At 63.3% G+C, this 15,759-nt stretch carries 15 protein-coding genes; 1 reads left to right on the forward strand and 14 read right to left on the reverse strand.

What is annotated here, in order from left to right; translation table 11 throughout:
- From FJW08_RS06515 to FJW08_RS06570, 12 genes are all read right to left on the reverse strand, one after another.
- Positions 1-773, reverse strand: a 773-nt coding sequence (locus tag FJW08_RS06515) for a fatty acid desaturase (protein ID WP_140810045.1), incomplete at its 3' end; no start/stop codon positions are given.
- Between the two features lie 85 nt (positions 774-858).
- Positions 859-2,040: an aldose 1-epimerase family protein gene (locus FJW08_RS06520; protein ID WP_140809759.1), complete on the reverse strand. Its 1,182-nt coding sequence runs from the start codon at positions 2,038-2,040 to the stop codon at positions 859-861.
- Positions 2,041-2,050: 10 nt separating this feature from the next.
- Complete coding sequence (locus FJW08_RS06525; RefSeq protein WP_140809761.1) at positions 2,051-2,833, reverse strand: ATP-binding cassette domain-containing protein; 783 nt, start codon at positions 2,831-2,833, stop codon at positions 2,051-2,053.
- A 2-nt stretch (positions 2,834-2,835) separates the two neighbouring features.
- The gene (locus FJW08_RS06530) at positions 2,836-3,840 is read right to left on the reverse strand and encodes an ABC transporter permease (protein ID WP_246682233.1); all 1,005 of its coding nucleotides are present in this window, start codon (positions 3,838-3,840) and stop codon (positions 2,836-2,838) included.
- Between the two features lie 58 nt (positions 3,841-3,898).
- Entirely contained in the window at positions 3,899-4,843 is a 945-nt protein-coding gene (locus FJW08_RS06535; RefSeq protein WP_140809765.1) for a substrate-binding domain-containing protein, read from the reverse strand.
- 57 nt (positions 4,844-4,900) lie between these two features.
- A complete protein-coding gene (locus FJW08_RS06540; RefSeq protein ID WP_140809766.1) occupies positions 4,901-5,815 on the reverse strand; it encodes a sugar phosphate isomerase/epimerase in 915 nt (304 codons plus the stop codon).
- A 35-nt stretch (positions 5,816-5,850) separates the two neighbouring features.
- Positions 5,851-6,939, reverse strand: a complete 1,089-nt coding sequence (locus tag FJW08_RS06545; RefSeq protein WP_140809768.1) for a Gfo/Idh/MocA family oxidoreductase — start codon at positions 6,937-6,939, stop codon at positions 5,851-5,853.
- Between the two features lie 35 nt (positions 6,940-6,974).
- Complete coding sequence (locus tag FJW08_RS06550) at positions 6,975-8,036, reverse strand: ABC transporter ATP-binding protein (RefSeq protein ID WP_140809770.1); 1,062 nt, start codon at positions 8,034-8,036, stop codon at positions 6,975-6,977.
- A 3-nt stretch (positions 8,037-8,039) separates the two neighbouring features.
- Positions 8,040-9,131, reverse strand: coding sequence for an ABC transporter ATP-binding protein (locus tag FJW08_RS06555; RefSeq protein WP_140809772.1), 1,092 nt, complete (start codon positions 9,129-9,131; stop codon positions 8,040-8,042).
- Positions 9,128-10,084 carry a sugar ABC transporter permease gene (locus FJW08_RS06560; protein WP_140809774.1) on the reverse strand — a complete coding sequence of 319 codons (957 nt, stop codon included), beginning with the start codon at positions 10,082-10,084 and terminating at the stop codon, positions 9,128-9,130. The genes FJW08_RS06555 and FJW08_RS06560 overlap by 4 nt, the downstream gene beginning before the upstream one ends.
- A complete protein-coding gene (locus tag FJW08_RS06565) occupies positions 10,081-10,941 on the reverse strand; it encodes a carbohydrate ABC transporter permease (protein ID WP_015317068.1) in 861 nt (286 codons plus the stop codon). Before FJW08_RS06565 ends, FJW08_RS06560 begins: the two co-directional genes overlap by 4 nt.
- 82 nt (positions 10,942-11,023) lie before the next feature.
- Positions 11,024-12,637 carry an extracellular solute-binding protein gene (locus FJW08_RS06570; protein WP_140809776.1) on the reverse strand — a complete coding sequence of 538 codons (1,614 nt, stop codon included), beginning with the start codon at positions 12,635-12,637 and terminating at the stop codon, positions 11,024-11,026.
- A gap of 357 nt (positions 12,638-12,994) precedes the next feature.
- Here FJW08_RS06570 and FJW08_RS06575 point away from each other — a divergent pair, with 357 nt between their 5' ends.
- Positions 12,995-14,023, forward strand: a complete 1,029-nt coding sequence (locus FJW08_RS06575; protein WP_140809778.1) for a LacI family DNA-binding transcriptional regulator — start codon at positions 12,995-12,997, stop codon at positions 14,021-14,023.
- An 8-nt stretch (positions 14,024-14,031) separates the two neighbouring features.
- Here the strand turns inward: FJW08_RS06575 and FJW08_RS06580 are convergent, their stop codons facing one another.
- Positions 14,032-14,472 (reverse strand): DUF126 domain-containing protein, encoded by a 441-nt coding sequence (locus tag FJW08_RS06580; RefSeq protein WP_140809780.1) that lies wholly within the window; start codon positions 14,470-14,472, stop codon positions 14,032-14,034.
- Positions 14,469-15,719, reverse strand: coding sequence for an aconitase X (locus tag FJW08_RS06585; protein ID WP_140809782.1), 1,251 nt, complete (start codon positions 15,717-15,719; stop codon positions 14,469-14,471). The genes FJW08_RS06580 and FJW08_RS06585 overlap by 4 nt, the downstream gene beginning before the upstream one ends.
- Positions 15,720-15,759: the final 40 nt, after the last annotated feature.

The raw sequence follows: 15,759 nt of genomic DNA on the forward strand, positions 1-15,759 counted from the left end.
TGGTCGACGACATTGTCGGCCAAGCCGATATGCTGCAGCAGGCCGGTCATCACCATGTGCCAGGTGCCGTAAAGGCGCGGTACGCCGATCAGCACCAGCGGTATCCATGACCTCAGCGCGATCGCGAGAGCGATCGTCGCGACGTAGATCGCGACATGCCAGCGGGCGGCGACCACGGCCTTATGCTGTTCCATCTCGGGAATATAGCTCTTCTCCTCGTCCGACAGCGTGCCGAAGGCCTGGCGCAACAGCGTCGGCAGCGAATAGCGGAAATCGAGAATTCCGGTGAAGGCAAGCGCGGCCTTCAACAGGTCCGGCGGACGCATGACGGCGATCTCGGCATCGCGGCCGACGATGATGGTGTCGGTGTGGTGGCGGGCATGGCTCCAGCGCCATTGCACGGGATTGCGCATCAGCATGAACGAGGCGATGTGATAGACGACATCGCTCATCCAGCGGGTGCGGAAGGCCGTGCCATGGCCGCATTCGTGCCAGCGCGAGTCGCTCGACGAGCCGTAGAGCACGCCGTAGACGAAAAGGAACGGCACAATCCACCACGAACCCCAGAACCAGACGATACCGGCGGCCGAACCCAGGATCGCGACAATCCAGATGATGGTGTCGCGGATCGCTGGCCCATCGGAACGCTGCATCAGTTCCTTGATCGCCTTGCGCGAGACGTCGGTGTGATACCACTCGGCCGAGGCAAGACCGGTCTCGATCGCCGCCCTGGTGCTTTCGCCGACAAGGCTATAGTCGCGCTTTTTTGCCATCGTCGTCACACTGACCTCCAATCGTCGCGCACCACTGGCAATCCGGTCCGCCGGCTGGGGGGCTTGCTTTGGATAAATGTCGCGCTCATGCCCTGTCGGCCAGTCTTGGAAAGTTTCCGGAAGGTTGAGGATAATCCTGCTCTGGCTGTCGGGCGATAGCCGCGATCCTGGCTTCGGCCGCTGCGATCTCACCGGCACCATTGAGGACCCGGAACACCGCGTCATAGGCCCGGCTTTCGCCATGCTCCAGCCAGATCATCTCGCCGCGCTCGCGGGCGGCGAGATTGCCAAGCACATGGTGGGTCGAGGGCTCTATCCCCAGCGCATACTGCCCGGCCTGGAAATTCTGCCATTGATAAGCGCAAGGCAGCTGGCTCTTGCGCGTCACCATTTCGAAGCCGAGACCGAGCCGGTCGTTGACCACCGCGACCGGCACTTCGCCCTTTCCGTCAGCGTCCATTTCGTGCTGCCAAACCTGCTCGCTGAAACCCATCTGCGGCGCCGGCGCCGCGCGGTAGCCGACCTTCTGCGCCTCGTAGCGTTCTCCGGCATGACCGGCCCAGACAACGTCGCGGATCGGCGCCAGATAGCGCGAGCCCTCGTCCAGCAGGGGATGGCTGACATTGACGTGGTAGAAATACATATGCGGCGTGCGGTTGAAGCCGTGATTGACGACATGGTCGGAAAGCCGGATCTCGTTGCCACCGACATCGGCCTCGATGCGGCGGATAAGATGCAGATCCTCGCCAAAAACCGCCGACTGCGGGACGATGCCTTCGGCCCACAGCACGCAGCGGTCGCCGTCCCAACGCTCGCCATAGCCGGTCAGCCGCGCCGGGATCGTACCGACACGGCCATGCAGCGAATGGAGCACCGTCTTCCTGCCAGGATAGTTGTAGTTGTCGGCCGGCACGTCCTCGCGGCCCAGAATATGGTCGAGCCCGCAGGTGACGAGCAGGCCGGAGAAAGAGCGCGCCCAGGCCAGCCCCCCTTCCCCTTCATACTCATGCAGGCCGGGGTTGCGAAAACCGCTCGGCGAATGCCAGCCGATCGCCTGCCCCCTATAGTCGCAATCGGCGATGTCGAGCGCCCGGTCGACGAGTGCGGTGAAGCGCAGGCCCGAGCCGGTGCGGAATTCGAGCATGCGGATGCCGCGCTCCACACCGTCGCCGAGCGTCATCAGGCGCACGCCGGCGAATTGCGACAGCTGGCCTGACCGCTCGGCCACTTGCCGGCGCGACAGTGTTTTGCCGTAAAGCTCTACCATCCGACGTCCTTCACTTTGCCCTCGCCTCCTTGAGCAAGGCCGACATGTCGGCGCCGGTGATGATGCTTTCCACGGTCAGCAGATCGGTGTCGGCGACCGTCTGTTCGGCGACGATCTCGCCCCGCCGCATGACGACGATGCGGTCGGCGACTTGGAACACGTGGTGGATATTGTGGGTGATGAGCAGCACGGAATGGCCGGCGTCGCGCACCTCCTTGACGAAGCGAAGCACGCCGTGGGTTTCCTCGACGCCCAGATTGTTGGTCGGCTCGTCGAGGATGATCACCTTGGCGGCGAACTGCATGGCGCGCGAGATGGCGATCGACTGACGTTCGCCGCCCGACAGCGTCGAGACCAGCGCATCGGCGTCGAGTTTCTTCGAGATGCCGACGCGTTTCAGCAATTCGGAGGCGGCCTTGCGCAGCTTCGCGAGATCGAGCGGCGCGAACACGCCGAGCCACCCGAAATTGACCGGCTCGCGGCCGAGGAAAAGATTGCGCGCGATGCTGAGGTCCGGCGCCAGTGAGGTGTCCTGGTGGATGGTCTCGATGCCGAGGTCCATCGCATCCCTGGTCGAACGGATCGAGACCTTCTCGCCACGCACATAGATATCGCCGCGATCGACCGGAAACACACCCGAGATCGCCTTGATCAGAGTCGATTTGCCGGCACCATTGTCGCCAAGCAGCGCCACCACCTCGCCTTCCCGCAATGTCAGCGAGGCATTCTTCAGCGCGCGCACGCTGCCGAAGGACTTTTGCAGGTTCTGCAGCCGAAGTACATCTTGCATCATCGTCAGCTCCTTGCGGCGTTTTTCTGCAGCAAAGCGTGCAGGATGAGCATGGCGAGGATGATGAGGCCGACAAAGATGTTGTAGGCGAGCCCCGGCACGCCGATCAGCACGATGCCGTTGCGGATCGCACGCAGCATCAGCGCGCCGACGATGGTACCGAGGATGGTGCCGCGCCCGCCGGTCAGCGCCGTGCCGCCGACCACCACCATGGCGATCACTTCAAGCTCGTAGCCGGTGCCGGCCACCGGCGAGGCGGCGGAGATGCGGAAGGCGCTGATCATGCCGGCAAGGCCGGCCAGCACCGAGGTCGCGATGAACAGCCAGATCTTGACGGTGTCGGCCGGCACCCCACGTGCCACCGCCGCGCTGCGATTAGAACCGATCGCACTGATCCAATTGCCGAGCTTGGCGTAGCGCAGGATATAGATGGCAAACAGCGAGAGGCCGATGAACCACCAGAGCGAGGTGTAGAAGCGGAACGAGCCGATGTTGAAGCTGCCGGCGAGCAGCGTCACGAAGAACCCAGGCTGGTCCCAGGATTTCAGCGGAAAGCCTTGCGTGATGTAAAGCGCTGCCCCGCGTACGACGAGCAGCATCGACAGCGTCACCAGGAAGGACGAGATGCCGATCTTGGTGACGATCAGCCCGTTGATCGCGCCGATCGCGATGCAGAGTGCTAGTCCGGCCAGAAGCGCGAAACCTATATCCACCCCGCCATTCTGCACCAGCAGCATAACCACCACCGGCGCCAGTCCAAACACCGCGCCGACGGAAAGGTCGAATTCGCCTGCCGTCAAAAGCAATGTCATGCCGAGCGCGATGATGCCGAGTTCGGGCAGGAACGCCATCATGTTCGAGATGTTGAGCGGCGACAGGAAGTTGGCGTCGGCGACAGCGAACACCGCCAGCAAAATGATGAGGATGACGAAGGAGGAGAATTGCGGCGAGCGGATCAGGCGCGATCTGCCTTTCGCCCGCGGCGCGTCGTCTTCTGCGGCAATTGTCATGACGGCTTGGACCATGCTTGAAAAAACGCCCGCCGCCTTCGCAGCGGGCGCTGGTTTCTCATTTCTTGTCGTAGAGTTTCAGGATCGGCTCGACGCTGGAGGCGTCGTAGAGACCGAAAGTGTGAATGTCGTAGCCGATCGGTTCGCCCGAGGCGGCGAGCCCGAGCAGCGCCACCGGCATGAAGCCCTGCGCCGAAGGGTACTGCCAGGCGGCGGCGTTGACGAAGCCATCCTTGACGGCTTGCGCCGTCTCCTTGGAATTGCCCCAGCCGACGACGGGGATCTTGCCCGCCGGCACACCGGCGCCGTCGAACACGCGCTTGACGCTGGCCGCCACGGAATCGCCGAGCGCAATGATCGCCGGCGGATTGTTGGCGACCATGTAGTCGGTCATCTTGGCGATGATGCCGGCCGGATCGGTGCCGCAATCGACCACGTCATATTTGATCCCCAAAGGATCGAAAACGCTGGCAATGCCCTCGGTCTCGAGCTGCTGGTAGCTGGCGCCGGGAACCTCGACCGGCAGGAAGACCTTGTCGCCCTGCTTCACCATCTTGTGGTCGACAAGGTATTTGGCCCAGATGACGCCGGCTTCCTTGAGGTCGGCCCCGACATAGGCCTGCCGTCCTGTCGCCGGATCGTCGGTGTTGAAGAACACGATCGGGATCCCAGCCGCCTTTGCCGCTTTCACCTCTTCGGTCCACAGGCCGGGCTGCGCCGACGTCGTGGCGATGCCGTCGGGCTTGGCGGCGAGCGCCGAGTTGAAGGCCTCCTTCTGCGCCGCCATGTCGCCGCCGCTGAAGGAGATCTTGCAGGTCACCTTGAGCTGGTCGCAGGCGTTGGTCGCGCCGGCGTTCCAGTCGATCCAGAACGCATCCGACGGGCCGCCATGCGACAAGAGATAGAAGGTCTTCTGGCCGTCCTGCGCCTGCGCAGTCGTGCCAAGGGCGATGCCGGCGAGCAGTGTCGCGGCGGCCGCCAATTTCCAAGCGAATTTCAGCATTCTTTCCTCCCTTTTTTTGAAGCCGCGCCGCCAATGCACCGGCGGCGCGGCCGGCAGTCACAGGCCGTTGGCGCGGAACTTCCCATCGAGGAATGTCTTGGCGCGCGGCACGTCGTCCTCCGACAGATGCTCGATGATGACCGGGATGTTCGGATGCTTTTCGGCCAGCCGCTGGAGGTAGAGGTCGTAGTTCAGCGAACCGAGGCCGGGCGCCGGCAGTTCGATTTCGCCAACGCCGCGGAAGGTGTGGCTTTCCATCGCGTCGGCATCGCCGATGTCGGCATGCTTCTCCGACTTGTCGTCGCCCGAGCGCTTCACATCTTTGGCGTGCGCAATCCTGATCTTGTCGGTCAGCGTGTCGAACACCTGGTTCAGGATCTGATCCATCCGGTCGATGTTATGGGTCTCGAAATAGTTGGTCGGGTCCATTAGCAGGCCGAGACCGGGATGATCGACCTGCGCGAACATCTTCACCGTCTCCTCGACCGAGCCGACGACGTTGTTGACATAGGTTTCGAGCAGGAAGACCGCGCCATGGTCATAGGCCGTCTGGGCGAGGTCGGCGATCACCTTGCGGCACTCCTCGAACCCTTCCTCGGTCTTGTTCTTGGGGTGATGTACCCAGTCGGATTCGGTGTTGTAGGTGCCGGTTTCCGAAATCACGTAAGGCGAGCCGAACTCGCGCGCATTGCGGATGATCTCCTTGAGATAGCCGACGCGCTTCTCGCGCTCGGCCTTGTCGGGATGAATGATGTTGGTGTAGCCCGACACGCAGCAGACCGGCAGGTTGTGATCGCGGAAGACGTCGCGCACCTTCTTGGCCTTGTCCTTGGTGATCTGGCCGGCCGACAGGTCGACATCCCTGAAATGCAGGTCGAGCTGCACCGTGTTGAAACCGAGCCCGCGGATCTTCTTCGCCGTCTCTTCGAGGCCGTACGGGAAATAGCCCGTGAAAATACCTGCCTGCATCATGATGTGAATTCCTCCCTGTAAGCGATTCAGTTGATTCAGTTTGTGGAGATTTCGGAGAGCTTGACCGTGCGGCCGGAAGCGATGGAGCGATAGCCCGCCTCGACCAGCGCCATGGTCTTGACGTTGTCGGCGACGGTGAGCGCCGGCGGCGTGCCGGTCTTCACCGCGTGCTGCAACTGCTCCATGACGCCGATGAAGGCGTGCGGGAACCACATCGTCTCCCAGCTTGGGCTGACCCATTCGCCGCCGGTCGTCTCGGCCGAGACGTAAGTCAGCGTCGAAGCGGCACCCGTCGGCCAGCCGATCGTGCCCTTGGCGACGCCCTTGGTGCCGTCGACGCGCCAGTTGATGTGCTGGTCGTCGCGATAGCCCTCCTGGCGCGGACCCGACCATACGTCCTCCAGCGACACGGCGAGCACGCCTGTGGGGAAACGCAGCGTCGATACGGTGATCCCGTCGGAATGGTCGAATGTCGTGCGCGGATCCTTGCGCGTCAGCGTCGTGATCTCGTCGGGATCGCCGAACAGGAAGCGCAGCACATCGAGGTGATGCACGCTCATATTGGCAAGCGTCAGCCGATCGTAGCCCTGAAGGAAGGTCTGCCAGTGCGGGATGGCATGCATATCGATCTGCGCGAAGACGATGTCGCCCAGCGCGCCGCTGTCGATGATCTGCTTCAACACGCGCATCGACTGGTCGTAGCGCATGTTCTGGTTGACCGAGAGGATCTTGCCGGCCTTCGCCGACTCGTCGCGCAGCTTGACGGCTTCCTCGACCGACAGCGCCAAAGGCTTCTGCGCCAGGATCGCCTTGATGTGGCTCTGCTTCAGCGCATGGCGGATCAGCGCCGGCTGCTGGTCGGGCGGAAAGGCCAGGTCGATGATCTCGACATTTGTGTCCTCGATCAGCTGTTCCGGCGTGTCGTGGACGGTCGGGATGCTCCAACGGTCGGCGACCTTTTGAGCATTCGCCTTGGTGCGCGAAGCGATCGCCACGACCGGAAATCCGGCTTCCTTGTAGGCGGCCAGATGGCACTCGGCCATGATCATGCCGGCGCCGACGCAACCGATCCTGTATTCCTTCGTGCGGACCTTCACGTCCGGCTCGAAGCCCTTGCCTGTCATGCCTTCCTCCCGAAATTCTGTCTTCGCGGCCGCATTCATCTTGCCAATGCGCCTCCACCCTGTCCGAAATAATGCACGCGGGCCGGCTCGCAGGATATCGCCACCATCGCGTCGGGCCTGATGTCAGGCTGGCCGCGCAGCAAGGCCTTCAGCCGCGCCTGTCCGGCGGCGAGCGTCACCACGGTGTAGCCGCCAAGCGGCTCGACCTCGAACACCCGCGCCGGGCGGCCCGAGCCGCCATCCGCCCACGGCTTGACCTTGATATCTTCCGGCCTGAGTCCGATCTCGACGGCATCGGCGGGAGCCGTCTTGTCGGCAATGCGGATCACGCCTTCGGCCGCCTCGACGCCGCCCTCGCCGCGCGCTGATTTCAGGATGTTCATGACAGGCGACCCGAGCAGCCGCGCCACATAGGTGCTGACCGGACGGTCATAGATCTCGGCCGGCGCGCCTATCTGCCGGATCCTGCCATTGTCCAGGATGGCGATGCGGTCGGCGATCGACATCGCCTCTTCCTGGTCATGGGTGACATAGATCAGCGTCTTGCCGAGATCGCGCTGGATGCGCTTCAGCTCGACGCGCGTTTCCTCGCGTAGCCGCGCATCGAGCGCCGAGATCGGATCGTCCATCAGATAGGCATTGGGGTCGCGCACCAGCGCCCGCGCGATCGCCACGCGCTGCCGCTCGCCGCCCGAAAGCTGCGCCGGCGGCTTGTGCAGGATATGGCCGATATGCAGCTTGGTCGCGACATCGGGGACGCGCTTCCTGATATCGAGCTCGGCGACCCGGCGCTCGACCAGCGGAAAACGGATATTGTCGAGCGCGCTCATATGCGGGAACAGCGCCAGGTTCTGGAACACCATGGCAACGTTGCGCTCGGCCGGCGACACTGTGTTGACCGGCTTGCCGCCGATGAGGATTTCTCCGGCGTCCGGGGTCTCCAGCCCGAGCACCAGGCGCAGGATCGTCGACTTGCCCGACAGCGGCGGCCCGAAGAAGCAAAAGAACTCGTTGTCGTTGACAGTGAACGAGGCGTCATCCACTGCGAGCGTCGTGCCGTAGCGTTTCGTGACATTGCGAAAGACGATGTCGGCCATGGCTCAACCCGCTCTCATCGCAAGGCCGCTGGCGGCGTCGAAGACCCGCACCGACGCCGCCGTGGGCGCAACGACCGCGGTTTGTCCGATCGACAACCCGACATCATTGTCGAACACCGCTTTCACGGCGCCATCGTCCTGACCGAGATGAACTATGGTGCGCGCGCCGATGCGCTCGACGAAGGTGACCGGCATGGCCAGCCCGCGCCCGTCTTGCGCCAAGGCCACCTCTTCCGGCCGGAAGCCGTAGAGCACCTCGCCGCGCGCGCCACGCAAGACAGCTGCCAGGTCGTCCGGCAGCGGCGGTGAGACACCCAGCGGCCCGAGATCGACGACCAGACCCCGGTCGCTCTCCGCCGGCCTGCCCTTGAGCAGGTTCATGCCCGGCGCGCCGATAAAGCGGGCGACGAAGACATTGGCCGGATTGTTGTAGACCTCGAGCGGCGTGCCGACCTGCTGCAGCACGCCGTGATCCATGACGGCGATGCGATCGGCCATGGTCATGGCTTCCAACTGGTCGTGAGTGACGTAGACCATGGTCTGCCTGAACTGGCGCTGCAGTTGTTTCAGCTCTGTGCGCATGACCGCACGGAAGGCCGCGTCGACATTGGACAGCGGCTCATCGAGCAGGAAGATCGCCGGCTCCATGATCGCGGACCGGCCGATCGCCACGCGCTGCAATATGTTGACCGACAGCCGGTCAGCCTTGCGGTCGAGCAGCGGCGTCAGTTGCAGCAGCTCGGCGATAGCGCCGACGCGGCGGTCGATCTCTACCTTGGCGGCGCCCCGCATCCTCGGCCCGTAGGCCAGGTTCTGGCGCACGGTCAAATGGGTGAAGATGGCATAGTTCTGGAAGACGAAGCCGACGCCGCGCCGGCCCATCGGCACGCCGGCCATGTCGCGTTCGCCGAACAGTATCTTGCCGCTGGTCGGCTCTTCCATACCGGCGATCATGTTCATCGTCGTCGACTTGCCGCAGCCGGACGGCCCAAGCAGCGCCATGAACTCGCCGTCTGATATGTCGAGGTCCATCGTCTTCAGCGCCGTGAAGTCGCCGAATGTCTTGGTGAGGTTGCGCAGCTGGATCGTGCTCATGCCGGCACCTGTCTTGCCCGCGCCATGCGCTTCATGGCGAAGACGGCGACGATGGAGAGCACCACCAGGATCGCCAGCGCGATCGCCGCCACATAGCCCCAGATCAGATCCTGCGTGGTGACCTTGTAGATGTAGACGGAGATCGTCTCGGTGGCGACGCCGGGGCCGCCGCCGGTCATGATGTAGAGCGTGTCGAAGATCTTGAAGTTCTCGATCACCCGGATCGCCAGCGCGATGACGATGATCGTTTTCATCTTCGGCAGCACGATGGTGGTAAAGCGCTGCCAGGGATTGGCGCCGAGCAGCGTTGCCGCCTTGATCTGGTCCTCCGGCACGCCGACCAGGCCGGCCAGCAGGATCAAAAACATCAGCGGCGTCCACTGCCAGATGTCGGCGATCATCACCGCGATCAGCGCCAGTGTCGGGTCCGACAGCCAGGCGATGGTGACTTGCGTGCCCGTGATTGCCGACAGGATATCGTTCACCGGGCCGCCCGACTGGAACAGCATGAAGAACATGTAGCCGGCCACCGCCGGCACCACCATCATCGGCATCAGCAGGATCGAATAGAAAATGCGCTTGCCGGGAAAATCGTCGGCGAACAGCGTCGCCAGCGCGAGGCCCAGCAGGAATTCCGCCGGCACGCAGACGACCATGACGATAACAGTGCGCTTCAGCGCGCTCCAGAAACGCGCATCGGCCGCGAGATCGGTGTAGTTGGCAAAGCCGTTCCACATCTCCCACGCATTCCACCAGCCGAGGCCCGAGAGCGGCGACCAGTCGGTGACGCTGATGTAGAGCTGCATCAAGAGCGGAAAGGCCGAGATGAACAGCACGAGGATCTGCGCCGGCAAGGTCAGGCGAAAGCCCAGCCGCGTGCCCTCGTCGCGCGGGGCCGGCCTGCCGCGCACGCCCATCCCATCCTCCGAAATCGTTGCCGTCAGAGCGCTCATTGCTTCAGCGCTCCAAAAGTCAGGCCACGCACCAGGTGGCGCTGGATGGCGATGCCCATGATGACCGGCGGCACGGCGGCAATGAGCCCAAGCGCTGCCTTGGCGCCGTAGAGCTGTCCGGTCATCGAGGACGACAGCGAGGCCATGTAGACCGGGATCGTCACCCATTCACGCGTCGTCAGCAGCAACGCGATCAGATAGTCCGACCAGTTGAGGATGAAGACGAAGAGGGCAGCGCTCGCCAGCGGAGCACGCATCATAGGCAGCGTGATGCGGGTGAAGACGCGCAGCCGCGAACAGCCCTCGACCAAGGCGGCTTCCTCGATCTCGCGCGGCATGTCATCGAAGAAGGTCTTCATCAGCCAGAAGGCGAACGGCAGCGTGACGATGCCGTAAATCAGCGCCAACCCCCACCAACTGTCGGTGAAGTTGAGGAAGGCCCACATGATCATGACGGGGATCATCACAGCCATCGGCGGAAACAGCCGGAGCTGGATCAACGCCAGCGGCAGGTTCTGGCCCGAGCCGAAGCGCGACAAGCCGTAGGCGGCGGCCGTGCCGGCAGACATGGCGATCGCGGTGCCGAACACCGCCGACAGAAGCGACGACAGGATCGGCTTCAGCGCTGTGCGGTCGAGCGCGACGATCAGATTGTTGGTGGATTCGCCGAACACGAACTGGAAATTGCTGAGCGTCGGGTTCTTCGGCCACCATGTCAGGTCCGCACCCGTCGCCGACCATTCTGCGATCGGCTTGAAGGCCATCGAGACCATCCACAGGATCGGCACCAGCGTGACAGCCATCGCCGCGAGGATCGCGGCGTAGCGGAATATCTCGAAGGGGACGGAACGCTTCATCTGGCTGCTTTTGCTGGTGGCGTCGGTTGCGGAGGAGAAGAGCTTTCGCCCCTCCCCTCAAGCTGTGATCCAGGGAGATGGATCAGCTGATCGGATCGAGAACGGTAGGCCAGGCCTCCTTGTTGGTCCTGATGGCTTCGAGCAATTTGTCCTCGCCGATGCGCCTTGCGATCTTCTTCCACTCGGCTTCCGTATCGGCCATCGCCTGCTCCGATGTCTTGGCCTTGGTCAGCGAGGCCATGAGGTTTTCGTCCAGCGCGTTGTGGAAGGCGGTGGCGCCCGGATAGTTGATGGTCGGCACCGTGCGGGCGACCGTCTCGCGCACCACGTCCATGTGGTAGGCATGATAGGTCTGGCGCACCAGCGGATCGGAAAAATCCGAAAGCCGGAACGGATCGAGATAGCCGCCGGGGTTGGCGCTCATCCAGGCATAGATGCGGGCCGAACCCAGCCATTGCAGAAGGAGATAGGCAACCTCCTGGTTCTTCGACTGCGACGAGACCATGCCGGTCAGCGAGAACCAGAGCACGGAGCGGCTGATCAGCTTGCCGTCGATCTCGCGGCCGGGCGGCAGCATCGAGCCGATCTTGCCGGTGACCTTGGAGTCCTTGTTGCCGGCATTATCGAGGAATTTCGGCAGGTTGGAAAAGGCGCAGGTCATCGCCGCGCCGCCCTTGGCGAAATTGCCGTACTGCTCCGGCCAACCCCACGAGATCGCATCCGGCGAATGATGGGCAAGCGATTCGACATATTCGTTGGTGGCGGCGATGCCGTGTTCGGAATTGATCAGCGGCTTGCCGTCGTCGCCGAACAGGAACTGGTTGGGCGAGGCCATCGACACATAGCGCTGATACCAGTTTGTGTAGCCCCAGCCCTGGTTGCGCAGATCGGTGGAGCCGAACAGACCCTTGTCAGGACGCTGGAAGAAGGCAGCGACATCGCCGTGCTGCTTCCAGGTTTTCGGCGGTGCCAGATCGTAGCCGTATTTGTCCTTGAAGGCCTTCTTCTCGGTTTCATTGCCGAACAGGTCGGTGCGGTAGACCCAGGTCTGAAAATCTCCGTCCAGCGACACGCCATAGTTCGAGCCGCGATATTTGTTGAGCAGCGACACACCCTTGGCGCCGTCGACATAGCCGGTCTTGGGATCGTCCCATTCGGGTTTGTACTGGGCGACGAAATCGTCGAGCTTGGCGATGCCGCCGGTCTCGGCGAGATCGCCAAGGCGGTTCCACTCGGTCGAGTAGATGTCGTAGGCCCCACCCTTGGTGGAGATGTCCTGCATCGTCTTGGTGAATTCCTGACCGTTCGGCAGGCCGACGATCTCGATCGGGATCCCGGTTTCCTTTTCCCACAGCTCCTTGATCGACGGCGCGCCGGCCGGGAAAGGCTGGGTGAGCTGGCCGATCGAGCCGTCCGACAGGCCAAGCACGATCTTGGCCGGCGCCTTGCCGGCGCCCTTCAGCGCCTTGGCGGCCTCGATGGCGCGGCCCTCAGGCGTGTCGGCGCCATATTGATAACGCTCGGCGCCGTCGAAGCCCGTCGGCCCGCCGATCATGCCGGGCGCCAGTGCGTCGGCGGCATAAGCGCGGCCGGGACGGATGAATTGTGGCGCGATACCTGTAGCAGCGACGAACACCGCCGCCTTTCCTCCGGACGCCAGCAACCGGCGCCGCGAGATGCGGATCAGATCAGACATTGGAATTCCTCCCTCAGGCCCAATGTTTCCTCCACGAGCCCATGAGGGATATTGACGGCAGGACCGGAAGGCTGTCAACATCATAAATAATCAAAATACATCACAACATCGCAGAGAGGCGGAGAAATGCGTCATTCCGGGGTTCATACACCTCTCCAGATGCCTCGATTTGATGGGAAATATCTCTTCCCGTCTCGTCGCGAACATGCCGGGCCACTTGATTTAGCCTGGCGGCTTGCGCATCGGCCAAGGCCGGATACATCATTTCCCATCAGAATCGCGGATAGCGAGGCGTTGGCACCATCAGGCCGGCAGCCGTCATTGCGTGATCTTGATGCATTGAGGAGATGAAAGACCGTGCGTTCCACCCTGACTGACATAGCCCGGGAAGCCGGCGTCTCCGCCGCCACCGTCGACCGCGTGCTCAACAACCGCCCCGGCGTGCGGGCACGCACGCGCGAGATCGTGCTCGAAATGGCGCAGCGCCTCGGCTACATTGCAGAAGGCCCGAACGGAACGTCGCTGCGACCCATGCGCGGCGAGATCATCCGGCTCGACTTCGCGCTGCCGGCGGGCACCAATTCCTTCATCAAGATGCTGCATCGCCACATCGAGGCGCAGGCCCTGGCGCGCCCCGATCTCGACGTCCACATCGCCACCATAGAGGGCTTCAATCCCGACCGGCTCGCCCGCCTGCTGCAGGATCTGCGTGGCCAGACGCAAGGCGTCGGCGTCATCGCGCTCGACCATCCGACCGTGCGTGAAGCGATCCGCTCGCTGTCGGCCAACGACGTCAAGGTGGTGACCATCGCTTCCGACATCCTGCATGTGCCTAGGGTCGCCTATATCGGCATCGACAACCGCGCCGCCGGGCGGCTGGCCGGCTATCTGCTCAACCGTTTCATGGGTTCTGGACGCCCCGGCAAGGTGGCGCTCTTCGCCGGCTCGCTTTCCTACCGCGGCCACGAGGAACGCGAGATGGGCTTCCGGCACATATTGACCGAGGAATCACCCAATCTCGAGATTGTCGAGATGCGCGAGATGCTCGACGACCGCGAAAAGGCCTATTCGGAGGCCTCGGCTCTTCTGGAACGGCACCCGGACCTTGCCGCGATCTACAATGTCGGCGCCGGCAACACCGGCATAGCGCGTGCGCTCAAGGAGCGCGGCCGTGCCCAGTCCATGGTTTTCCTCGGCCACGAGGCGACCGACGGCACCAAGGAGCTGCTGCTCGACGGCACGCTCGACGCGGTCATCGACCAGAACCCGCGCGTCGAGGCCCGCGAGGCGCTCAACATCCTGACCCATGCCGTACGGGGGCTGCCCTACGAATTGCACCAGCCAAGGCTGCAGGTGATCTTCAAGGAGAACATCCCGGAGATTTGAAGCAATCTTCAGATCCTGCGGACGATCGCCCGACCATCCTCGCGAATGCCTATCGCAAGGCGTTCGCCGGAGACGAGACCTGCTATGTCGCATACGACCAGCGGCATGCTGATTCCGTAGAGAAATTCGGCAACGATAGCGCCGACGGCAAGGATCGGGTCCGGCCGCTCCAAGAGAATGCCCGCCGGCGCGGTGCCGCTGCGGATCGCCTCCGCCAAGACCGAGGATGAGGACGACGAGCCGCGCCCGCTCGGCATGACAAGGATCCTGCCGGCCACATTCTGCCCAAGGCCTGGATGCGAATGATCTGTTATGCCACCTGTCTCGGCGTCGATGCCGCCCCAGAAGCTGAGCGGCTGCGAAAACACCAAGGCCTGCCCTTCGGCGGCGCCGGCCTGTTGGAAAGTGCCCAGCCTTTCAGCCGCGTCCGTTTCAATCCGCTGCGTCATGACGCACTCCGCACGACGTGCCCGATCGCGGCGGACCGGATGCAGTCCCTCATATCGGCGAAGGCGACGGTCACGCCGATATTGCCCGGCGCGTAATGCGCCCATTTGCCGGAATTGGTCATCACCACGCCGTCGAGGCGTTCCAGGATCGAGGTGACATAGGTGCAGGTGTCGGCAACCGCGATCAGGCCGAGTGCTTCCATGCCGTCGAGCGCACCCTCCTCCTGCAGCCGCATCAGCGTCGCGCGCCCGGTGTTGACGTAGATCGGGATCCCCTTGCCTGGCGCTGCCTCTCGCAGCAGCGGCAACAGGCGCATCCACTCCTCATGCGAGAAATGCGGCGTACCCAGTGAGACGGCCGAGAGCGGCGCGCCATCGGGCACTCCAGACAGCCTGGAAAGCGCATGATCAATGTCGGCGCGACTGATGCGAAACGTCTCCTCAGGGGCGTGACCGTGGAACGCCTCTGCAAGCGTCCCCGCCTCGGGCGTGATGCCAGCCGCATGGAACAATGCCACCGCGCCTGTTGTTGCCGCCGCCGCGCCCAGCGCCTTAAGCTGGTCCTCGTCACGCGGTTCCGGCAGGCCCGCGATCACCGGAACACGATCGCCACAGGCTTGCCCAATGATCAGTCCGACGCCGACGAACAGACTGTCGCTCGGCTCTGAACCTGCGATGTCCAGTTCGAACAGGATGCGGCCGCGCCGGTTCTCGCTGAGATGCAAGCCCCAGGCCGGTGCGCGCCCGGTCATGGCGCAGCACAGATCGATGAAATCGCCATAGCGGTTGGTGCGCGCGCCGATCACCGAATTGGCGAAAACGATGGCATTGGATTCACCCCAGGCGATCTGCTGGCCTAATTCAGGCCGGAAGCGTGTCTGATAAGGCGCGCAGGTGAAGGTCGCCTGGCAGCCAAGCTCCAGATGCGCCTTCATCAACCGCCGCGCCGGCACTTCTTCAGCCACCGGCATCTTGACCATGCCGGGATGGATGAGGTCGAACGAGCCGACATTGAGCGTCGTCGACACACGTACACGGCCACCGCCCTCGACCAGTCTCTCTACGAAATCGAGCCCTGCCTTGCCGTGATAGAGGCAGCCATCGATATGGGCACCGGTGATGTCGAGCAGGCTGCCCGCGCCGATCGCGTTGGAGAAGGCGACGAGGATTTTCATGGCGGCGGCGGCGGCCGGCCCGTGGTCGCCCTGCAACATCGACTGGTCGTCAGCAGTCAATTCCAGCGTCATCAGTGTGCTCCGGACTTGTGGCCGGATATGCTGTTCCTCA

This window comes from Mesorhizobium sp. B3-2-1 (assembly GCF_006439515.1).
Lineage (GTDB): Bacteria > Pseudomonadota > Alphaproteobacteria > Rhizobiales > Rhizobiaceae > Mesorhizobium.